Consider the following 20083-nt stretch of genomic DNA (forward strand, 5'->3'; position numbering starts at 1 on the left):
GATTGCCGAAGCTTCTCCGTCTTCCCTATAGAACCAATTAGAGGGGATGACTCCAATGAAAGCAGCATGGATGGAAAGGACATACCTGATTGACGGATGTCCGTTTTATACTAAACACCGTAAAGGTGCCGGCGAAGTGACGATCGTCTTTGAAGCCGGCTACGGCACTTCTTCTGAAACATGGACATCATTACTCGCTGACATAGATGAAGAATTTGGGGTTTTCACATATGTCAGGGCCGGAATCGGCAAAAGCGGACAAAGCAGAAACAAGAGAACGGCAGATCACATGGTACAGGAATTAAACGCTCTACTGCTGAAGGCCGGCGTCAAGCCTCCTTACCTTGTCGTCTCGCATTCATACGGCACGATTATCAGCAGACTCTGGGCGAGCCGAAACCGCCGGGATATTCTCGGGATGGTATTGCTTGACCCGGTTTCTGAGGATCAGGAAACAAAAGTGCTTCCGCTTCTTCCCGAGGAAATGAAAGCCGCCTATCTGAAACAGTTCATACTAGAAGGATCACATGCGGAATTTTTGACGAGTCTTCGGCAGATTAAGCACCAGCAGCTTCATTTCAGCGATATGCCGCTGTTGATTTTATCATCGGGAGAGCGGGATGAGCGCTTAAAGCACGCGCATGAACAATGGGTGAACCTGCACAGAAACATGCTTGATATCTCGCATCAAAGCGGATGGATTCAGGCCAAAAACAGTTCTCACGCCATTCATCACGATGAACCGCACATCGTCCACCTGGCCATTTATGATGTTTGGTGTGCGGCGCGCCAGCAAATGAATGCGCCTGCCTATCAGGCGGTGAACTGATAAAACAAAAGCCATTGTGCCGCGGCACAATGGCTTTTTTATTCGTGATCTACTTTGTCTCACGATGCAAAGTATACTTTTTCAACCGGGGTGAATATTTTTTCAGTTCTAACCGGTCCGGATTCGTCCGTTTGTTCTTCGTCGTAATATAATTTCTGTCCCCTGTCTCTGTGCAAGCCAATGTCACATTCACACGCATCATTTTCACCTCACGATCAAATCGTAACAATTACGTTTTATTATAGATCATCAAACAAAAATGTCAAGCGCACATTTTTTAAGAGCGCTCCACGGCAACCTCCATAAAGTCAAATGCAACCTTACTGTTTTCAAATACCGCTTTTGCCTCATGTTCCAGCCGCTCTATCGGCGCTTCGCCTTGATACCTGGCGCTGATATGAGTTAAGATCAGCTGTTTGGCGCCTGCTTTTTTTGCTGTTTGCGCGGCCTGCTCTGTCGTCGCGTGATAATAATTATGCGCGAGCTTTGCATCTTCCTTGGCAAACGTCGCTTCATGAACAAGTACATCGGCATTGCGCGCCAGCTCCGTTACCCGCTCTGATACCCGGGTATCCCCGGAAAAAGCGACGATTCTTCCCTTTTTCGGCGGCTCTAAAAAATCCTGTCCATTAATTATTCTTCCATCGTCAAGCGTGACTGTTTCGCCTTTTTTGATTTTCTGGTAGACGGGTCCGGGCGGAATATTCATTTCTTTCAGTCTACCGGCCTGCAATGCACCGGGAATATCTTTTTCCTGAATCCGATAGCCGAACGCTTCTACACCGTGAATGACGGATGCTGCGGTGACGATGAATTGGTCATCCTCAAAAACCGTTCCCTCTTCAATTTCATGTATGGCAAGAGGATAAGTCAAATGTGTCGCCGTCACTTTCAGGCTTGTTTCGATAAATGCTTTTATGCCTTTTGGTCCGTAAATCGCCAGTTCTTCTTCACCGCCTTGAAACGACCGGCTTCCCAACAGACCCGGAAGGCCGTAAACATGGTCGCCGTGAAGATGTGTGATGAATATCTTTTCAATTTTCCTCGGTTTAATTGTTGTATGTAAAATCTGATGCTGAGTGGCTTCCCCGCAATCAAACAGCCATACGGAACGTCTTTCTTCAAGAAGCTTCAGCGCGACGGACGTTACGTTTCTCGTCTTTGCCGGCATGCCGGCCCCCGTCCCTAAAAATATTAATTCCACAATGCTTCCTCCTAGATCTTTGTACTACTAAGGATACAGGATCAGGCTGAAAATGTGAATTCGCCAGGGGCGCCACCGGCATGATTAATTTTTTTCCGCAAACCGCAAAAAACAGGCTGAAATGTTTGCTTTCAATGAATTTTAGATTTAAAATGAAGGAAATATGCGGGGTTTTAAACCATGCTTCAGATAAAGTGAGGTACTCTAAGTGAAAACAAACGACAAACCAAAAGCAGTAATTGTAATATTTGGTGCCACAGGGGATTTGGCAAAACGAAAACTTTACCCATCCATTCATCGTTTATATAAAAATGGTCAAATTGGTGAAGAGTTTGCAGTTGTAGGTGTTGGAAGAAGACCTTGGTCAAACGAGGACCTCCGGGAAACCGTTAAAACGTCTGTTTCTTCGGCTGGGCAAAAAGACACAGACGATTTCACGTCTCATTTTTATTACCATCCGTTTGATGTAACGAATCCGGGTTCCTATCAGGAGCTGAATGTCCTGCTTGACCGGCTTGAGCATACATATGAAATCCCGAACAACAGAATGTTTTACTTGGCGATGGCCCCTGAATTTTTCGGCACTATCGCAAAATCGCTTAAAAACGAAGGTGTCACGGCGACAAAAGGCTGGTCCCGTCTCGTAATTGAAAAACCGTTCGGCCACGACCTGCCGAGTGCGAAAGAGCTTAACAAAGAAATACGCGAAGCGTTCACAGAAGATCAAATTTATCGGATCGACCATTACCTAGGCAAACAAATGGTTCAAAACATCGAAGTCATCCGGTTTGCAAATGCGCTCTTTGAGCCGCTGTGGAATAACCGCTACATCTCAAACATCCAGATTACGTCAAGTGAAGATCTCGGCGTTGAGGACCGTGCGAGATATTATGAGAAATCAGGCGCACTCCGCGATATGGTTCAGAATCATATTTTACAAATGGTCGCTCTTTTGGCGATGGAACCGCCGATTAAACTGAACACGGAAGAAATCCGCAGCGAAAAAGTGAAAGTGCTGAGAGCTCTTCGCCCTGTCGCTCAAAACGAAGTGAATGATTACTTCGTCCGCGGACAATACCAAGCCGGAACGATCGACGGCACCCCTGTAGCGAGTTATACGGATGAGCATAACGTAGCGCCGGATTCCAATACGGAAACATTCGTGTCCGGTAAGCTGTTAATCGATAACTTCCGCTGGGCCGGCGTTCCGTTTTATATCCGCACAGGAAAACGGATGAAAGAAAAATCAACAAAAATTGTCGTTCAATTTAAAGACATTCCGATGAACCTTTATTACGGCAATGAAACGAATGTAAATCCGAACCTGCTTGTCATCCACATTCAGCCGGATGAAGGCATCACTTTATATCTGAACGCTAAAAAATTAGGCGGAGCCGCACACGCTCAGCCGATTAAGCTGGATTACTGCAGCAACTGCAGTGATGAAATGAACACACCGGAAGCCTATGAAAAATTAATTCACGACTGTCTGCTCGGCGATGCGACGAACTTCGCCCATTGGGATGAAGTAGCGCTTTCCTGGAATTTCGTCGATGCGATTTCCGAAACATGGGCTGCCGACAAAACCCTTTCTCCGAATTATGAAGCCGGATCAATGGGACCGAAGGCTTCGGATGACCTCTTGGAAAAAGACGGCCTTCACTGGTGGAATATATAATAATCAAAAAACCGCGGCGCCGTTCATTACGGCCCGCGGTTTTTACATATCAGAAAAGCCCCCGCAATAATTGCGGGGGCTTTTTCATTACTTCATCCATTCAGTATGGAAAATGCCTTCTTTATCCGTGCGTTCATACGTATGCGCGCCGAAGTAGTCACGCTGCGCTTGAATTAAGTTTGCAGGAAGCACTGCCGTACGGTAGCTGTCGTAATACGCAAGTGCGCTTGAGAACGAAGGTACCGGCACGCCTTGGGCTACCGCAAGTGAAATGACTTGGCGAAGAGCGCCTTGGTAGCTTTCTGCGATATTTTTGAAATAGCTGTCAAGAAGCAAGTTGTCAAGCTCCGGCTCACGGTCATACGCATCTTTGATCTTTTGCAGGAACGCCGCGCGGATGATACAGCCGCCGCGGAAGATCATAGCGATCTCACCGTATTTCAGATCCCAGTTATATTCTTCTGACGCGGCTTTCATTTGGGCGAAGCCTTGTGCGTAAGAACAGATTTTACTCATGAAGAGCGCTTTTCTGACCGCTTCAATCAGCTCTTCTTTATTTTCAGTAACCGGCTTAACGTCAGGTCCTGACAGAAGGCCGCTCGCTTTCACACGCTCATCTTTCATTGCGGAAATGAAACGCGCAAACACAGATTCAGTGATAATCGGAAGCGGTACGCCTAGGTCAAGAGCGCTTTGGCTTGTCCATTTACCCGTTCCTTTTTGGCCTGCTTTATCAAGGATGACATCAACAAGCGGTTTGCCTGTTTCTTCATCTTTTTTGGTGAAAATGTCAGCCGTGATTTCGATCAGATAGCTGTCAAGTTCCCCTTTGTTCCACTCAGCGAATACTTCGTGAAGCTCTTCGGCAGACAGTCCGAGCACCTGTTTCAGAATGAAGTAAGACTCAGAGATCAGCTGCATGTCACCGTATTCGATACCGTTGTGCACCATTTTCACATAGTGTCCCGCTCCGTCCGGGCCGATGTATGTCGTACAAGCTTCTCCGTCCACTTTAGCAGAAATGGCTTCTAAAATCGGTTTCACAAGTTCATGCGCTTCCTTTTGGCCGCCCGGCATAATAGAAGGCCCTTTCAGCGCTCCCTCTTCACCGCCTGATACACCCGTTCCGATAAAGTGAATGCCGCTTTCGGCAAGCTCTTTGTTCCGGCGCTGTGTATCTTTATAGTATGTATTTCCGCCGTCAATCAAAATATCGTCTTTTTCCAGATGAGGAAGAAGAGATTGAATCGTCGCATCCGTTGCAGTTCCCGCTTTAACCATTAATAGAATTTTGCGGGGCGTTTCAAGAGACTGGACAAACTCCTCAATGCTGTATGTACCGACAACATTTTTGCCTTTTGCCTCTTCTAAAAACTCTTCCGTTTTGCTGCTTGATCTGTTGTACACAGACACAGAAAATCCCCGGCTTTCGATGTTAAGAGCCAGATTTTTACCCATTACCGCAAGACCGATAACTCCGATTTGTTGTTTTGACATATTCTAACGTCCCTTCTTCAAACGTTTAACCATTTTAAAATTTAAATTAAAATAAAATGATATTTATACTAAAGAAATTATCATAGATAACCCCTTTTTTCAAGTTATTCAGCTTTTCTTTTCATCCTGAAAAAAGTCTCTGTTAAAGCTCGTTCCCTTTGTTTTGCTTTCTTCTTTTTTCATAACGGCGCCTTTTCTGATCAGGTTTCGGCCGTACTTTTCATTCAGCTGATTCATCATCTGAAAAATCGGCTCGTCCTTTGCATCCTCCTTGAACGAAAACAGATCAAGCTGTTTATACGCCTGCTGTTTTTCAACCAGTTCCGTTCCGGTGATGCCGAGAAGCCTTACTGGATTTTGGTTCCAATGTTTGTCAAACAGCTCCATTGCCGCTTCCATGATGTCTTTTTTCTGATCAACCGGATTGCTGAGGGTCATGCTTCTTGTGACCGTTTTCCAATCCGCATAACGGATCATGATGAACAGCCGGCAGGCCATGACCTCCTTACGCTGGAGCCGTTCGCTTACAGAAAGCGCGAGACGGTCAAACACGCCGGTTAATTCGTCCCAGTCAGCCGAATCATGCGACAGGGTGGATGAGTTGCCGACGCTTTTAAATTCATAAATCCGCTCGGGATCGACTTCTGCATGGTGGATGCCGTTCGCTTTATCCTTCAGTCTCGGGCCGTTTATACCGAGCAGCGTCTTCAGCGCATGCTCATCTCCTTTTGCCAGATCACCGATCGTTTTGATGCCGAGCGTTTTTATTTTTTCCGCAGTTTTCGTTCCTATACCGTGCATTTCTTCAATCGGAAGAGGCCACAATACGTCCGGCAGCTCTCTTTTTCTTAAAATGGTGATGCCGAGCGGTTTTTTCATGTCGGACGCCATTTTGGCGAGAAATTTATTCGGAGCGATGCCGATGCTTGACGGAAGCAAAAGCTCCTTTTGCAGTCTTGCCTGAATGTCTATGGCGGTCTCATACGCCCTGTGTCTGTGCGGTGTGTCTGTAATATCCATGTATCCTTCATCAATAGAAACGGGCTCGACTAAATCCGTATACTCCCTCAGGATGCTGAACATTTCTTTTGACGAACTCCGGTAGCGGTCAAAATTCGGAGGCACGACGATGAGTTCCGGACAGAGGCGTTTTGCCCGCCACACCGGCATGGTGGTCTTTACGCCCCGCGCTCTCGCTTCGTAGCTGCAGGTGACGATGATTCCTTTCCGTTCCTTCACGTTTCCGGCAACGGCGAGAGGTTTTCCCTTTAAAGACGGATCATACGCCATTTCTACGGAGGCATAGAAACTGTTCATATCGATATGAAATATAATTCTTCCTTTTCCGGCCACTCCCGGCGCCTCCTTTCCTTTCATAGACAAACCTCATATATATGTAGTAAAATAAAAGCTGAATGGATGTGATGAAATGATTCTTGAGTCAATGAATGACTTTTTATTTTTAGTCGATTTTTTCACAATTATTCTTCCCGCTCTGACCGCGATCGGCATCGCATTTCTTTTGCGTGAGTGCCGCGCAGGCGAGCATTGGAGAACGAAACGTATAGATGAACATCAAGCAGTCGTTCAGCTGAACCGAACAGACTTTCTTATTATTATATATCATCGCATTACAACTTGGATACGTAAAGTCATCCGCATGAATTCACCGGCGAATGATGATGAAGATGTCAGCTTCCTCCTTTTATAACGGCAAGTGATAATAAAAAGGAGGAGACATGAATTGTCTAAAACATATCAAAAATGGATTGCTTTCGGATTGTTTTTTATCGTGCTGTTCACAGGCCGCTCGGCGTTTGCGGCGACATCTCAGACTCAGACGGGAGGACTCGGAAATATCGGGTTTTTCCACGATTACCTGATCGAACCGTTTTCGGCCCTATTAAAAGGTGTGGCGGGCCTGTTCCACGGTGAGTACGGACTGTCGATTATTCTGGTGACGATTATCGTCCGGATCGTTGTATTGCCTTTGTTTGTGAACCAATTTAAGAAACAGCGGGTGTTCCAGGAAAAAATGGCTGTGATCAAACCGCAGGTCGACAGCATTCAGGCTAAAATGAAAAAAACGAAAGATGCGGAAAAACAAAAAGAACTGCAAATGGAAATGATGAAGCTTTACCGTGAGCATAATCTGAATCCGATGGCAATGGGATGTCTTCCGATGCTGGTACAATTCCCGATTCTGATCGGTTTTTATTACGCCATCCGCTCAACGCCGGAAATCGCTTCACACTCATTCCTGTGGTTCAGCCTAGGGCACTCTGATATGCTTGTATCCCTGTGCGCGGGGGCCATGTATTTCTTACAGGCTTATGTTTCCCAAAAACTAAACGAGAAATATTCACCGGCCGCTCAAAACCCGGCCGCGATGCAGTCAGCAAAAATCATGGTCTTTATTTTCCCTGTCATGATGACTGTTTTTTCACTTAACGTTCCGGCTGCGCTTCCGCTTTACTGGTTTACAAGCGGACTGTTTTTGACAGTGCAAAACGTACTTTTACAGCAGACGCATCATAAAAAGAAACAAGCTGCGGCTCAAGCGGAGCCCGTAAAGTCATAATACTGAACCTGCCGGATAAGTTCCGGCAGGTTTTTTTCATGCGTTTGCAGACGCGAAAAAAAAAAGCACCCAATTCATTGGGTGCTTCGTTTTCAGTTTGCCGCTGTTTCGATAATGGCAACGACCATTTCCGCCGTTTTCACGAGCTCTTCAATCGGCATTTTTTCATTTTTCGTGTGGATTTGTTCATAGCCTACTGACAGGTTGACTGTCGGAATGCCGTGGCCGGCAATGACGTTCGCGTCACTTCCGCCGCCGCTTGTCTGAAGCTCGCTCGGCCGGCCGATTTTTGCCGCCGCTTTTTTCGCGACTTCCACAACCTGATCGCCGTCCTGATATTTGAAACCCGGATACATGACCGCGATGTCAACTTCTGCGCGTCCACCCATCTCAGCTGCAGCAGATTCGAAAGCTTCTTTCATTTTCTGCACTTGCGCTTCCATTTTTTCAGGGACTAATGAACGCGCTTCAGCCAGAATATCGACTTGGTCGCAGACGATATTGGTTTGTGTGCCGCCTTCAAAACGCCCGATATTAGCCGTTGTTTCTTCATCAATACGGCCGAGCGGCATTTTTGAGATCGCTTTTGACGCGATTGTAATAGCGGAGATGCCTTTTTCCGGTTCTACTCCTGCATGAGCCGTTTTCCCGAAAATGGTTGCCCTCACTTTCGCTTGTGTCGGCGCGGCTACAATGATGTTGCCGACTTTCCCGTCTGAATCAAGCGCAAAACCGTATTTCGCGGTAATATCTGAACGATCCATTGCTTTTGCCCCGACTAATCCTGATTCTTCTCCGGCTGTGATGATGAATTCAATTGTTCCGTGCTCGATGTTTTGTTCTTTGAGTACTCTGATGGCTTCAAACATTGCGGCAAGGCCCGTCTTATCATCAGCGCCGAGAATCGTCGTGCCGTCGGTTTTTACATAACCGTCTTCCACAACCGGCTTAACGCCTTTGCCCGGGACAACCGTGTCCATGTGCGATGTGAAATAAATCGTATCCGCATCTTTTGTGCCCTTTAAAGTACAGATTAAATTGCCGGCTCCGTGACCCGTCACTTCTTTTGTATCGTCTTCTTTTACGCTCAATCCTAAATCAGTGAATTTTTGTTTGAGCACTTTGCTGATTTCCGCTTCATGCTTTGTTTCTGAATCAATTTGGACGAGTTCCAGAAATTCTTCCAGCAGGCGTTTTTCGTTTACCATTTACAGTTCCCTCCGTTTAAAGCGGTATATTACCGTGCTTTTTTTTCGGTCTTTCCTCTTCCTTATGCGCAAGCATGTCAAATGCCTGAATCAATTTTTTCCTCGAGTCTTCCGGCCGGATGATATCATCCACCATTCCGCAGGCCGCCGCTTTATACGGACCGGCATTTTCCTTTTCGTATATGGCTTTTTTTTCGCGCTTCGTTTTTTCCGGATCATCAGAAGCCTGTATGTCTCTGCGGTATAAAATCGACGACGCGCCTTCAGCTCCCATCACGGCAATTTCCGCATTCGGCCAGGCGAATACAAGATCTGCCCCGAGGCCTTTCGAATTCATGGCGACATAAGCGCCTCCGTAAGCTTTTCTGATGATGAGCGTCACTTTCGGCACGGCCGCTTCGGCAAAAGCATACAGCAATTTTGCTCCGTGACGGATGATTCCCGCGTGCTCCTGCTGAAGGCCCGGCAGAAATCCCGGTACATCAGCGATCGTTAACAGCGGAATATGAAACGCGTCGCAAAAACGGATGAATCTCGACGCTTTGTCAGCGGCATCTATCGTAAGGCTCCCCGCCAAATGTTTCGGCTGGTTTGCGATAACACCGACTGTGCGCCGTCCGATCTTCAGAAAACCGACAGCAATGTTTTTGGCAAAATACGGCTGAATGTCAAAAAACGTTCCGTCATCCGCCAGTTCTTTTATCACCTGTAACATATCGTAAGGTTTCGAACTGTCCGCGGGAACGAGGGTATTTAATAACGGCCTGGCGTCTTCCTTTTTAACGGGTGATGCCGTCTGTCTGCCGTGCGGAAGATAAGAAAGCAGCGTTTTCACTGCGGAAAGAGCCTCTTTTTCCGTTCGTGCGGAATAGTGGGCATTTCCGCTGATCACATTATGTATTCCCGCACCGCCTAAACTTTCCGCGTCAATCTGTTCACCCGTAACCTGTTCAATGACTTTCGGGCCTGTAATAAACATGTGCGACGTATTTTCCGCCATAATTACAAAATCCGTCAGAGCGGGTGAATAAACAGCACCGCCGGCACACGGCCCAAGGATGACGGAAATTTGCGGAATCACTCCCGAGTAAAGGACGTTGCGCCTAAAGATATGACCGTATCCATTTAATGATACCACACCCTCTTGAATTCTCGCACCACCTGAGTCGTTCAGCCCGATGATCGGGGTTTTATTTTTCGCGGCCAGATCCATCACCGCTGCGATTTTCTCCGCATGTGTCTCGCCGAGCGTCCCGCCGAGGACGGTAAAGTCATGAGCAAACAAATACACGGGCCGTCCGTCAATTGTGCCGTATCCGGTAATGACGCCGTCTCCCGGCGCATTTTGACATCCGGACATGCGGCTTTTTGCAAACGGCTGAAGCTCTGAAAAACTGTCTTTGTCCAATAAATAGGCAATTCTTTCTCTTGCCGTCAGCTTGCCTTTTTTATGCTGTTTTTCATTTCTTTCCGCTCCGCCGCCGTTTGTTAAAAAGGAACGTTTTTCATTTAAGTGTCTGATATGCTCACTCATGCTCATCTTGAGTTTCTCCTTTTTCAATTGTTTCACAAAGCTCAATCAGGACCCCGTTCGCCTCTTTTGGAGAGAGAAATGCGATTTTCTTCCCGCCCGCTCCGTTCTGCGGTTCATGATGGATCAATGTCATGCGGTATGATTCAAGCTCCTTGATCGTTTCCTTAATGTCGTCGCACCGGAACGCCAGATGATGAAGCCCTTCACCTCTTTTCTGTAAAAAAGAGCTGACGGGAGACGCGTCCGACAGCGGCTCAATCAGTTCAAGCTTTGTGCCTCCCGCTTCTAAAAAAGCAGCTTTCACATTTTGTCCGTTTACCAGCTCGTCTCCCATATAAGTAAGCCCAAGCATCCGTTCGTAAAATCCCCTTGCTGCATCAATAGAGCTGACGGCAATACCGACATGATCAAGTTTTTTCATTGCGCGGCCACCTGCTTTCCGCCATAGGATATGGCTTGTTCATACAAGCAAAACACGTTAAAATGATAAACAGTAATCTTAAGGAGTGAAACGATGTCTCAAAAATTCATGAAAAGCGCCGTCATCGTCATTCTAGGCGTATTTATACTGTCAACCGTCCTCTCAAGCATTATGATGTATTTGCGATAAAAAAGCAGGCGCCTCATTGCACAGGGATTTCCTGCTTTTTTATGAGGGCTTTCCGCTCTTTTGCAATGTTCTCAAATGAGCGGTTTTCTTTTGTAATTAACACTTTTGTTCCCTCAGGGATGATCCGAAAAATATGGATGACATCCCGGTTTTTCATACGGATGCAGCCGTTTGATACAAACCCTCCGATCAGCTCTTCTCTGTTTGTCCCGTGAATACCGTATATCCTGCCGTCAGTTCCTCTCGCGTCAAAACCGATCCAGCGAACGCCGAGCGGATTTTCCGGTGCGCCTCCCTCTACATTTTTCTTCCGATAATACGGATTTACGGCTTTAACCGTTACCGTAAATTCTCCTTCAGGCGTCAGATCATCTGTCTTTCCCGTCGCCACCTGATAAATGCCTTCTATTCGATTATCCTTCACAACCGCAAGCGCATTTGTGGCTTTATTGACGATTATATAAGGGTCACCCGGCAAAGGATTCGCGCCAAGCGGCCAAAGCGGGGACAGCAGCAGGGCGGCTGACAATAAAAAAAATCGCATGGGCTCCCCTCCTTTTTTCATTAGAATGACCAATGAAAGGAGGACTCATGCGATGATCCATGTGTTTTTTACAGCTTGATGCCTTTGAAATAACTTTTAATCACGAGATATTGCTCCATCTCACCGAGCAGGTGAAACAAAGCCGCCCGCGCTTCAAACTCCTCGCGTGTTGCCGGGAGCGGCATCTCTTCAAATTCCGTTCTCATATCTGCAAGTCTTTTTAAAAATTTATGAGCGGTATTGCCGGGGTGAATGGCTTCCCTTAATTCATGGATGAAATGGGCAATCATTTTTCCCTGCTCCACCGTTATTGAAATAGAGGTAATCTTCGGCAGCAGCCGTTCGATGATTTCAAATTGTTTCTGTCTCATCTTAAAATAGTGATAGTAGAGATTTTCATGGCGCAAAATATGATTCTGCACGTCCCGGTAGGCAAGGTTTTTCGCCTCTTGAATCATCTGATGCGTCTCCGGTATTTCCTTTCCCGTCCAATCTTGCTCACCAGTTAACAAATACCGTTCGATTTCAGCGAAGATGACGGCAAAATTGTCCTCAATTTTTTTCCGGTACGCCGCAAGTTTCCTGTCAAGGCTCGGCATATACAGATTCATTAACAGCGCGACACCGATACCTACGGTGATCAGCTGGAACTCATTCCAGATGAACGCCATCGTAATGCCGCCGGACATATATAGATGAAGAATGATAACTGAGCTTGTGACGATCCCTTCGTTTATTTTCAAGACGACTGTAGTTGGAATAAACAGCACCAGCAATATTCCGATCACAAACGGATAATAGCCGATCAGTCCGAAAAAGACATATGAAAAGACGATTGCCAATAAACAGGCGGCAAATCGGGCCCACGAGGCCTGAAGCGACCGCTTTTGCGTAATTTGGATGCACAATATGGTGATGATTCCTGCGGATGCGAAGTTTTGCAGATGCAACAGCTGGGCTAAATAAATGGCCAGCGCCGTTCCAAGTGCGGTCTTTAGTGTGCGGTAACCGATTTTAAACATTGCTTGCTCCATTCTGTTTGTTTCTTTCTCAAAAAAAAGAAGAAGAGCACCCTTCTTCTTTTCTTACAGTTATATTTTATAATATTTTTTCTAAAAAGTCCTGTGCTCTTTTTGACTTCGGAGAAAGAAAAAATTCTTCCGGCTGCCCGTCTTCCACTATCGTGCCTTCATCCATAAATAATACGCGGTCTGCGACTTCTTTGGCAAATCCCATTTCGTGCGTGACGATGACCATCGTCATGCCCGTTTGAGCGAGCTCCTTCATAACCTCAAGAACTTCTTTGACCATTTCCGGGTCAAGAGCTGAGGTCGGCTCGTCAAACAGCATGATGTCAGGATTCATGGCAAGGGCACGCGCGATGGCGACACGCTGCTTTTGCCCGCCTGACAAACGGTTCGGATAGTCGTTCCGTTTTTCAAGCAGTCCGACTTTTTCAAGGAGAGCGCACGCCTTTTCCTCCGCCGCCTTTTTGGACTCTTTCTTCACGCTGACCGGCGCGTATGTGATATTTTCAAGCACCGTTTTATGCGGAAACAGATGAAAATGCTGAAATACCATGCCGATATTTTCCCGCACTTTCAGTTTATTCGTTTTAGCGGCGGTGATTTCTTTTTCTTTAATGGCAATCATTCCGCCGCTCGGAGTTTCCAGCAGGTTTAAGCAGCGCAGAAACGTTGATTTGCCGGAGCCGGAAGGTCCGATGACAGCGACGACTTCCCCTTCTGCGATCTGTGTTGAAATGTTTTTCAGTACTTCATGTTTTCCGAATGATTTTGACAGGTTGTCGACCTTAATCATTGGCTTTCAGCTTCCTTTCTACGCCTTTTCCGATGAATGCTAAGATCAAAACGAGCACGTAATAGATGAAACCGGCCACAATGAGAGGCTCTAAATAGTTGTATGTTGCGGCACCGGACTGGTAGGCCCGTCTCATAATATCGCCGAGACCGATTACGGTGACGATCGCCGATTCTTTCGTCAAGGTGATTAATTCGTTAATAATAGCCGGAGAAATGTTTTTAAATGCCTGCGGCAGAAGCAGATCTTTCATCATTTTTCCGTACGGCACGCCGAGAGCGACGGCCGCTTCTTTTTGTCCTTTGTCAATCGCGTTGATTCCCGCTCTGATAATTTCAGAGACGTAAGCTGCTGAATTAAGTGATAATGCGGTGACCGCCGCCCAAAATTGGTCGATCTGAAAGCCGAGAAGCTGCGGCATCCCGAAATAAATAATCATCAGCTGCAGCACGAGCGGCGTGCCGCGGAATATCGAAGTATAAAAATCCGCAATCCATTTCAGCGGACTGATGGTGCTGATTTTAAACAAACTGAGCACGATGCCTAATACAAGGCCGATGACCGCTGAAACGAGCACAATTTTCAATGTGACGGCAAGGCCTTCCAATATAAAAGGAATTTGGGGTATTGTCGCTGAGAAATCCAAATTCATACGTTTGATCTCCTTTACCTGTATTCAAGATAAAAAGCTCAACGAAAAGTTGAGCTTTCTTTTATTTCTCGTTGGTGAACCATTTCTTCTTCAGTTTTTCAATTTCTCCGTTTTTCTCCATTTCTTTCAGCGCTTTGTTAAACTTCGCTGTCAGATCACTGTCTTTGCGGAACGCAATCGCGGAACCCGATTCGTCTGATTTCGCATCTGCTGATGCAAAGCCCTGCAAATCATTATTTGAACTGAAATAGCCTTGTGCTACGATGTCTTCGATAATCGCAGCATCAAAACGCCCGGATTTAATCTCTTCCGTTAAGTCTGAAATGCGGTTGCGGTCTTCAAGCTGGAAACCGTATTTCGAAGCAAGTTTCTTGCCTTTTTCTTCTTGAATGGAGCCAAGCTGAACACCGACGGTTTTGCCTTTCAGATCATTCAGAGATTTAATGCTGCTTCCCTTTTTCGTAACGATCATATTGTTAGCAGTATAATAAATACCGGAGAAATCCACTTGCTTTTTCCGTTCCGGCGTTGGTGTCATTCCTGATAAAATCATATCAACCTGCTTAGACTTCAGGGCTGTAATCAGGCTGTTGAAGTCCATGTCCTGCACCTCAACGTCATAGCCGGTCTTTTTGCCCAGAGCTTTTGCCAAATCAACGTCAAACCCGACGATCTGATCGCCGTCTTTATATTCAAATGGTTTATAATCAGCCGATGTACCCATAATCAATTTGTTCTTTCCGCCCTCTGAGCCTGAATTGCCTGATCCGCAGGCGGACAGCGTAAAGGTGATACATGCGGCAACCAATACCAACAGCCATTTCTTCATGATTATTTTCCCCCATATCTGCTTATCTCTTAAAATTGAATATTTATTCGTTAATCTGTATTTTAAACACTTTTTAATAGTTATGCAATACTATTTTCAAAAAATATATTTCCTTCTCTGTGTTTATTATAGTCATTGTTTCCCGAATGAGTGACAACTGATCGCCGGTGCATAAATAATTTATATTTATACAAACCCAATATAAAAAAACCCCGCAAGCGCTCGGCTCCGGGGTTTTCCTTTCACTTATACTTCTTCACAATATTCTTCAAATGCTTCCTGCAGTTTTGTGACGACGGCCATAGGCTCATGTCCTTCAATTTCATGGCGTTCCACCATTTTCATGATTTTCCCGTCTTTTAAAATCGCAAATGACGGAGAGGACGGCGGATAGCCTTCAAAGTATTCTCTCGCTTTGGCTGTCGCTTCTTTATCCTGTCCGGCAAATACTGTCACAAGCTGATCGGGGCGTTTATCGTAATGTACGGAATGGTACGCCGCAGGTCTTGCAATTCCGCCTGCGCATCCGCACACAGAGTTGACCATGACGAGTGTCGTTCCTTTTTTCGAAAGCGCTTCGTCCACTTCCTCAGCGGTTTTCAGCTCCGTATACCCGGCGGCTGTGATTTCCTGGCGGGCTTGACGCACGACATCATTCATAAATAAATTAAAATCCATATTCAACTGGGACCTCTCCTTTTTGATCATCTGCTCTTATGATAGCAAGGAACCTGCCCTATCGGCAAATGACACCGCTCATATCCGAATGTTTTTTGTCCCTTTTATGTTCCGCTATGTAAGTTTATGACCTTTTAAAAACGGGAAACTTGTTAAGGAGATTGTCTGAAATAAAGGAGCAGTCGTATGAGCCAACGGAAAGCAGTATTAATTTATAACGGTAACGCCGGTCAGAAACAGATTGATAAAACGCTCGGCACGGTCGTCCCCATTTTGGTCCAGTCAGCTGATGAGCTTTTGATTAAACCGACCAAACATCAGGATGATGCCCGTCGGTTTTGCGAAAATCTCGACAGCTCGGTTGACCATTTATATATTTTAGGGGGAGACGGTACGGTGCATCAATGCATCAACAGCATCAGCAAGCTTGATCACAGACCCGCTGTCGGCATTTTGCCGGGAGGAACGTGCAATGATTTCTCACGGGCGCTCGGCATTCCGCAAAACCTTCAAAAGGCCGCTGAAGCGCTCGCGGCCGGGCATAAACGGATGATTGACGTCTGTAAATCGGATCACGGCTATTTTCTGAACTTCTGGGGCATCGGGCTTATCACCGAAGCCTCCAGCCATATCAATGAAACTGAAAAAGCATGGCTCGGAAAAATCAGCTACTTCACGAGCGCCTTGCGGACGATGACAAGCGCGAACCCTTTTCCCGTCAAATTGACGATCGACGGCGAGGTGAAAGAAGATGAAGCCGTTATGGTGCTTGTCATGAACGGGCATTACATCGGGACAAACAGAGTTCCCCTGCCTGATGCCAGCCTTCAGGACGGCTTAGCCGATGTGTTAATCTGCCGCAACACAAGCCTTGGAGCGTTGCGGGAGCTGATGACAATGGAACAGGGTACATTTGATGATTTCAAAGGGGAGCTGTCCTATATTCAGGCCTCCAGAATTGAAATCGAAACCGGACGCGAGATGGACGCCGATACGGATGGCGAGGTATACGGAAAGACACCTTGCACGATCGAAGTGAAAAAACATCATCTCACTATGCTTGTTCCCGAAGATTCAGAATGAAACTGAAAAAACTCCCTTTGCCGCCCGGGCAAAAGGAGTTTTTTTTAATAGACTGAAGTATTTTCGTCAATGTTTTCTAAAATCTCTTTGACGCGTCCGAGGAAACGGCCGCACACGAGCCCGTCGAGCACTCTGTGATCCAAAGACAGACAAAGATTAACCATGTCACGCACGGCAATCATCCCGTTATTCATGACAACCGGACGTTTGACGATTGATTCTACCTGAAGAATCGCCGCCTGCGGATGGTTGATAATGCCCATAGACTGAACCGAGCCGAAAGATCCCGTGTTATTGACGGTAAATGTGCCGCCCTGCATATCATCGGCGGTAAGTTTTCCGTCTCTCACTTTTTTCGCAAGGTCTGTTATTTCTCTCGCTATGCCTTTAATCGTTTTTTCATCAGCATGCTTAATAACCGGAACAAACAGCGAATCTTCTGTGGCAACGGCAATGGAGATATTGATGTCTTTCTTTTGGACGATTTTGTCTCCCGCCCACATGCTGTTCATCTGCGGGAATTCTTTGAGAGCCTGCGCCGACGCTTTCACAAAGAAAGCAAAAAATGTTAAATTGAAGCCTTCTTTCTGTTTAAACGAGTCTTTTATGCTGTTTCTGTATGCCGTCATGTTTGTGACGTCGACTTCCATCATCGTCCAGGCATGCGGAATTTCTGTTTTGCTTTTATGCATATTGGCTGCGATGGCTTTTCTGACGCCTGTAACCGGAATTTCAATATCACCGGCTGACAGAGCTGGCGCCGGTGCTTGTTTTTGCTGCTGTTTCGGCTCTTGCGGGGCTTGAACGGTAGCCGCTTTCGGCGTTTCCGTCTTCTGCTGCACGCCCGAATCAATGATCTTTTGAATGTCTTTCCGTGTAATTCTTCCGCCTGCACCCGTTCCTTCAACTTGTTCAAGCTGAATGCCGTGTTCTCCCGCTAATCTGAGCACGGCCGGCGAATAACGCGCTTTATTTGACCGATCTTTGCCTGCATCGTGTGAAGGGTTATTTGCAGGTGTGCTTTGCTCTTCTTCCCGCTTCGGCGCTTCTTGGGTTTCCGTTTTTTCTGTTTCAATTTTGCAGATTATCTCGCCGACCGCAAGAGTCTGCCCTTCTTCTCCTACAAGTTCTGTAATCGTGCCCGTAAAAGAAGACGGCACCTCCGCATTCACTTTATCTGTCATGACCTCCGCGATGGGGTCGTATTTATTCACATGATCACCGGGGGATACCAGCCATTTGCTGATCGTCCCTTCTGTTACACTCTCTCCGAGCTGCGGCATCGCCATTTGTTCAATCGCCATGTCAAAAACCTCCTTACGTCTTTAAAACTCCGCTAATTCTCTCATTGCGGCTTCTGCTTTGTCAGGATTCATCATGAAGTATTTTTCCATCGTCGGCGCATAAGGCATCGCCGGAACATCAGGACCTGCAAGCCGCTTGATCGGCGCGTCTAAATCAAATAAGCAGTTCTCAGAAATAATGGCGGCGACTTCGCTCATAATGCTGCCTTCTTTCGTATCTTCTGTGATCAGCAAAACTTTTCCCGTTTTAGACGCGGCTTCAATGATGGCTTCTTTATCTAACGGATAGACCGTGCGCAAGTCTAATACGTGCGCGGAAATTCCGTCTTTTTCAAGACGCTCGGCAGCCTGCAGAGCGAAATGGACGCATAATCCGTACGTAATGACAGTAATGTCGCTGCCTTCGCGTTTTACATCGGCCTTACCGATCGGAAGAACGTAATCATCGGCAGGAACTTCGCCTTTAATCAGGCGGTATGCCCGCTTATGCTCGAAAAACAGCACGGGGTCATCGTCACGGACTGCAGCTTTTAACAGCCCTTTTGCGTCATAAGGAGTTGAAGGCATGACAATTTTAAGTCCCGGCTGGTTGGCAAAAATGGCCTCCACAGATTGGGAGTGATACAATGCGCCATGCACGCCGCCTCCGTATGGCGCTCTGATGACCATCGGACAGGTCCAATCATTGTTTGAACGGTAGCGGATTTTTGCCGCTTCTGAAATGATTTGATTGACCGCAGGAAGAATGAAATCGGCAAACTGCATCTCCGCGATCGGACGCATGCCGTACATCGCGGCGCCGATACCGACACCGGCAATCGCTGATTCCGCAAGCGGCGTATCCATAACCCGCTCTTCTCCGAATTGCTCATAAAGACCTGCCGTGGCTTTAAACACGCCGCCTTTTCTCCCGACGTCTTCCCCGAGAACAAAAACGCGCGGATCTCTTTCCATTTCTTCTTTCATTGCTGCATTAATACTGTCAATATAAGACATTACAGACATAAGTATTCCTCCCTACTTCGCATAAACGTGATCAAGCGTTGATTCAGGAGATGCGTAAGGCGCTTTCTCCGCTTCGTCTGTCGCTTCGTTTACGATGGCCATGATATCATCCAGCATGGCCTTTTCTTCTTCTTCGCCGAGAAGTCCGGCTTCTTGCAGGTATGCTTTGTATATGAGAAGCGGATCTTGTTTCTTTGCTTCTTCTACTTCTTTACGTTCTCTGTAGCTGCTGTCGTCATCATCACTGGAATGCGGCGTCAAACGGTAGGAAACCGTTTCTATTAATGTAGGGCCTTCGCCTTTAGACGCCCGTTCGCGCGCTTCTTTCACAGCCTGATAAACTTGCAGCAGGTCGTTTCCGTCAACAGTGACTCCCGGCATGCCGTAGCCTACCGCCCGGTCGGAAATATTCTCGCAGGCCACCTGTCTGTCATACGGAACAGAGATGGCATACTTATTGTTTTCACACATGAAAATGACCGGCAGTTTATGCACGGCGGCAAAGTTTGCCCCTTCGTGAAAATCTCCCTGGTTGGAAGATCCTTCTCCAAAGGTAACGAAAGAGACGATATCCTTTTTATCCATGCGTCCCGCAAGCGCGATTCCGACCGCGTGAGGCACCTGCGTCGTCACAGGGGATGAGCCCGTTACGATTCTGTTTTTCTTTTGCCCGAAGTGGCCCGGCATCTGCCTTCCGCCTGAGTTCGGGTCAGCCGCTTTCGCAAAACCGGACATCATCAAATCCTTTGCAGTCATACCGAATGCAAGCACTACCCCCATATCTCTGTAGTACGGAAGCACATAGTCGGTATCACGGTTTAAAGCATAAGCCGCGCCTACTTGAGCCGCTTCCTGCCCTTGACATGAAATAACGAACGGAATTTTGCCCGAGCGGTTTAACAGCCACATTCTTTCGTCGATTTTTCTGGCTAACAGCATGGTTCTGTACATTTCAACGGCTTCCGCGTCAGAAAGCCCTAATGCTTGATGGCGGTTTGTAGTCATTCAAACCCCTCCTTCTTTCCT

The 20083-nt window shown here is 46.8% G+C and carries 22 protein-coding genes; 6 read left to right on the top strand and 16 right to left on the bottom strand.

What is annotated here, in order from left to right:
* The first annotated feature begins 55 nt into the window (after window positions 1-55).
* On the top strand, window positions 56-829 hold the full coding sequence (locus tag ACW5MY_RS11090) for an alpha/beta fold hydrolase (protein ID WP_289393705.1): 774 nt from the start codon (window positions 56-58) through the stop codon (window positions 827-829).
* Between the two features lie 49 nt (window positions 830-878).
* Here ACW5MY_RS11090 and rpmG read toward each other — a convergent pair whose 3' ends face one another.
* A complete protein-coding gene (gene rpmG, locus ACW5MY_RS11095) occupies window positions 879-1028 on the bottom strand; it encodes a 50S ribosomal protein L33 (protein ID WP_003226511.1) in 150 nt (49 codons plus the stop codon).
* Window positions 1029-1106: 78 nt separating this feature from the next.
* Window positions 1107-2033: a ribonuclease Z gene (rnz, locus tag ACW5MY_RS11100; protein WP_269389974.1), complete on the bottom strand. Its 927-nt coding sequence runs from the start codon at window positions 2031-2033 to the stop codon at window positions 1107-1109.
* A gap of 208 nt (window positions 2034-2241) precedes the next feature.
* On the opposite strand from rnz, the gene zwf reads away from it, so the two are divergent.
* Window positions 2242-3711 carry a glucose-6-phosphate dehydrogenase gene (gene zwf / locus ACW5MY_RS11105; protein WP_013352785.1) on the top strand — a complete coding sequence of 490 codons (1470 nt, stop codon included), beginning with the start codon at window positions 2242-2244 and terminating at the stop codon, window positions 3709-3711.
* A gap of 87 nt (window positions 3712-3798) precedes the next feature.
* Here the strand turns inward: zwf and gndA are convergent, their stop codons facing one another.
* On the bottom strand, window positions 3799-5208 hold the full coding sequence (gene gndA, locus ACW5MY_RS11110) for an NADP-dependent phosphogluconate dehydrogenase (RefSeq protein ID WP_013352786.1): 1410 nt from the start codon (window positions 5206-5208) through the stop codon (window positions 3799-3801).
* Between the two features lie 108 nt (window positions 5209-5316).
* Window positions 5317-6561: a DNA polymerase IV gene (locus tag ACW5MY_RS11115; protein WP_025649868.1), complete on the bottom strand. Its 1245-nt coding sequence runs from the start codon at window positions 6559-6561 to the stop codon at window positions 5317-5319.
* Between the two features lie 76 nt (window positions 6562-6637).
* Here ACW5MY_RS11115 and ACW5MY_RS11120 point away from each other — a divergent pair, with 76 nt between their 5' ends.
* Both ACW5MY_RS11120 and ACW5MY_RS11125 read left to right on the top strand, forming a co-directional pair.
* A complete protein-coding gene (locus tag ACW5MY_RS11120) occupies window positions 6638-6919 on the top strand; it encodes a hypothetical protein (protein WP_013352788.1) in 282 nt (93 codons plus the stop codon).
* Window positions 6920-6952: 33 nt separating this feature from the next.
* Window positions 6953-7789 carry a membrane protein insertase YidC gene (locus ACW5MY_RS11125; protein WP_013352789.1) on the top strand — a complete coding sequence of 279 codons (837 nt, stop codon included), beginning with the start codon at window positions 6953-6955 and terminating at the stop codon, window positions 7787-7789.
* A gap of 92 nt (window positions 7790-7881) precedes the next feature.
* Here the strand turns inward: ACW5MY_RS11125 and ACW5MY_RS11130 are convergent, their stop codons facing one another.
* From ACW5MY_RS11130 to mce, 3 genes are read right to left on the bottom strand one after another with little or no spacing between them, the layout of a single operon-like run.
* A complete protein-coding gene (locus ACW5MY_RS11130) occupies window positions 7882-8997 on the bottom strand; it encodes a tripeptidase T (protein WP_014472086.1) in 1116 nt (371 codons plus the stop codon).
* Window positions 8998-9013: 16 nt separating this feature from the next.
* Window positions 9014-10537, bottom strand: coding sequence for an acyl-CoA carboxylase subunit beta (locus ACW5MY_RS11135; RefSeq protein WP_193350396.1), 1524 nt, complete (start codon window positions 10535-10537; stop codon window positions 9014-9016).
* Window positions 10524-10952 (bottom strand): methylmalonyl-CoA epimerase, encoded by a 429-nt coding sequence (mce, locus tag ACW5MY_RS11140; protein ID WP_289393708.1) that lies wholly within the window; start codon window positions 10950-10952, stop codon window positions 10524-10526. Before mce ends, ACW5MY_RS11135 begins: the two co-directional genes overlap by 14 nt.
* 93 nt (window positions 10953-11045) lie before the next feature.
* Between mce and prli42 the strand changes: the two genes are divergently transcribed.
* Window positions 11046-11141 (top strand): stressosome-associated protein Prli42, encoded by a 96-nt coding sequence (gene prli42 / locus ACW5MY_RS11145; protein WP_149917093.1) that lies wholly within the window; start codon window positions 11046-11048, stop codon window positions 11139-11141.
* Window positions 11142-11154: 13 nt separating this feature from the next.
* On the opposite strand, the gene ACW5MY_RS11150 is transcribed toward prli42, so the two are convergent.
* The 6 genes from ACW5MY_RS11150 to brxB all read right to left on the bottom strand — a co-directional run bounded on the left by ACW5MY_RS11150 (window position 11155) and on the right by brxB (window position 15671).
* Window positions 11155-11685 carry a L,D-transpeptidase gene (locus ACW5MY_RS11150; RefSeq protein WP_013352793.1) on the bottom strand — a complete coding sequence of 177 codons (531 nt, stop codon included), beginning with the start codon at window positions 11683-11685 and terminating at the stop codon, window positions 11155-11157.
* 68 nt (window positions 11686-11753) lie between these two features.
* On the bottom strand, window positions 11754-12707 hold the full coding sequence (locus tag ACW5MY_RS11155; RefSeq protein ID WP_045511564.1) for an aromatic acid exporter family protein: 954 nt from the start codon (window positions 12705-12707) through the stop codon (window positions 11754-11756).
* Window positions 12708-12783: 76 nt separating this feature from the next.
* A complete protein-coding gene (locus tag ACW5MY_RS11160; RefSeq protein ID WP_071348047.1) occupies window positions 12784-13506 on the bottom strand; it encodes an amino acid ABC transporter ATP-binding protein in 723 nt (240 codons plus the stop codon).
* Window positions 13499-14158 carry an amino acid ABC transporter permease gene (locus tag ACW5MY_RS11165; protein ID WP_014470640.1) on the bottom strand — a complete coding sequence of 220 codons (660 nt, stop codon included), beginning with the start codon at window positions 14156-14158 and terminating at the stop codon, window positions 13499-13501. The genes ACW5MY_RS11160 and ACW5MY_RS11165 overlap by 8 nt, the downstream gene beginning before the upstream one ends.
* 61 nt (window positions 14159-14219) lie before the next feature.
* Window positions 14220-14987, bottom strand: a complete 768-nt coding sequence (locus ACW5MY_RS11170) for a transporter substrate-binding domain-containing protein (RefSeq protein ID WP_193350398.1) — start codon at window positions 14985-14987, stop codon at window positions 14220-14222.
* Between the two features lie 246 nt (window positions 14988-15233).
* The gene (brxB, locus tag ACW5MY_RS11175) at window positions 15234-15671 is read right to left on the bottom strand and encodes a bacilliredoxin BrxB (RefSeq protein ID WP_003153223.1); all 438 of its coding nucleotides are present in this window, start codon (window positions 15669-15671) and stop codon (window positions 15234-15236) included.
* 180 nt (window positions 15672-15851) lie between these two features.
* On the opposite strand from brxB, the gene ACW5MY_RS11180 reads away from it, so the two are divergent.
* A complete protein-coding gene (locus tag ACW5MY_RS11180; RefSeq protein ID WP_462061609.1) occupies window positions 15852-16748 on the top strand; it encodes a YegS/Rv2252/BmrU family lipid kinase in 897 nt (298 codons plus the stop codon).
* Window positions 16749-16792: 44 nt separating this feature from the next.
* Here ACW5MY_RS11180 and ACW5MY_RS11185 read toward each other — a convergent pair whose 3' ends face one another.
* Genes ACW5MY_RS11185 through ACW5MY_RS11195 form a run of 3 tightly spaced genes read right to left on the bottom strand, consistent with a single transcriptional unit; the run spans window position 16793 to window position 20062 of the window.
* Complete coding sequence (locus tag ACW5MY_RS11185; protein WP_193350400.1) at window positions 16793-18052, bottom strand: dihydrolipoamide acetyltransferase family protein; 1260 nt, start codon at window positions 18050-18052, stop codon at window positions 16793-16795.
* 21 nt (window positions 18053-18073) lie between these two features.
* Window positions 18074-19057, bottom strand: a complete 984-nt coding sequence (gene bfmBAB, locus ACW5MY_RS11190) for a 3-methyl-2-oxobutanoate dehydrogenase subunit beta (RefSeq protein ID WP_045510749.1) — start codon at window positions 19055-19057, stop codon at window positions 18074-18076.
* 12 nt (window positions 19058-19069) lie between these two features.
* Window positions 19070-20062, bottom strand: coding sequence for a thiamine pyrophosphate-dependent dehydrogenase E1 component subunit alpha (locus ACW5MY_RS11195; RefSeq protein ID WP_193350401.1), 993 nt, complete (start codon window positions 20060-20062; stop codon window positions 19070-19072).
* Window positions 20063-20083 lie beyond the last annotated feature (21 nt).

This window comes from Bacillus sp. Bwzl_19 (assembly GCF_054900515.1).

What these genes read in the sequence shown, in the direction of transcription:
- ACW5MY_RS11090 (WP_289393705.1), top strand. Translation starts at nt 56, where the DNA reads ATGAAAGCAGCATGGATGGAAAGGACATACCTGATTGACGGATGTCCG.
- rpmG (WP_003226511.1), bottom strand. Translation starts at nt 1,028, where the DNA reads ATGCGTGTGAATGTGACATTGGCTTGCACAGAGACAGGGGACAGAAAT.
- gndA (WP_013352786.1), bottom strand. Translation starts at nt 5,208, where the DNA reads ATGTCAAAACAACAAATCGGAGTTATCGGTCTTGCGGTAATGGGTAAA.
- ACW5MY_RS11120 (WP_013352788.1), top strand. Translation starts at nt 6,638, where the DNA reads ATGATTCTTGAGTCAATGAATGACTTTTTATTTTTAGTCGATTTTTTC.
- ACW5MY_RS11130 (WP_014472086.1), bottom strand. Translation starts at nt 8,997, where the DNA reads ATGGTAAACGAAAAACGCCTGCTGGAAGAATTTCTGGAACTCGTCCAA.
- ACW5MY_RS11135 (WP_193350396.1), bottom strand. Translation starts at nt 10,537, where the DNA reads ATGAGCATGAGTGAGCATATCAGACACTTAAATGAAAAACGTTCCTTT.
- mce (WP_289393708.1), bottom strand. Translation starts at nt 10,952, where the DNA reads ATGAAAAAACTTGATCATGTCGGTATTGCCGTCAGCTCTATTGATGCA.
- prli42 (WP_149917093.1), top strand. Translation starts at nt 11,046, where the DNA reads ATGTCTCAAAAATTCATGAAAAGCGCCGTCATCGTCATTCTAGGCGTA.
- ACW5MY_RS11150 (WP_013352793.1), bottom strand. Translation starts at nt 11,685, where the DNA reads ATGCGATTTTTTTTATTGTCAGCCGCCCTGCTGCTGTCCCCGCTTTGG.
- ACW5MY_RS11155 (WP_045511564.1), bottom strand. Translation starts at nt 12,707, where the DNA reads ATGTTTAAAATCGGTTACCGCACACTAAAGACCGCACTTGGAACGGCG.
- ACW5MY_RS11160 (WP_071348047.1), bottom strand. Translation starts at nt 13,506, where the DNA reads ATGATTAAGGTCGACAACCTGTCAAAATCATTCGGAAAACATGAAGTA.
- ACW5MY_RS11165 (WP_014470640.1), bottom strand. Translation starts at nt 14,158, where the DNA reads ATGAATTTGGATTTCTCAGCGACAATACCCCAAATTCCTTTTATATTG.
- ACW5MY_RS11170 (WP_193350398.1), bottom strand. Translation starts at nt 14,987, where the DNA reads ATGAAGAAATGGCTGTTGGTATTGGTTGCCGCATGTATCACCTTTACG.
- ACW5MY_RS11180 (WP_462061609.1), top strand. Translation starts at nt 15,852, where the DNA reads ATGAGCCAACGGAAAGCAGTATTAATTTATAACGGTAACGCCGGTCAG.
- ACW5MY_RS11185 (WP_193350400.1), bottom strand. Translation starts at nt 18,052, where the DNA reads ATGGCGATTGAACAAATGGCGATGCCGCAGCTCGGAGAGAGTGTAACA.
- bfmBAB (WP_045510749.1), bottom strand. Translation starts at nt 19,057, where the DNA reads ATGTCTGTAATGTCTTATATTGACAGTATTAATGCAGCAATGAAAGAA.
- ACW5MY_RS11195 (WP_193350401.1), bottom strand. Translation starts at nt 20,062, where the DNA reads ATGACTACAAACCGCCATCAAGCATTAGGGCTTTCTGACGCGGAAGCC.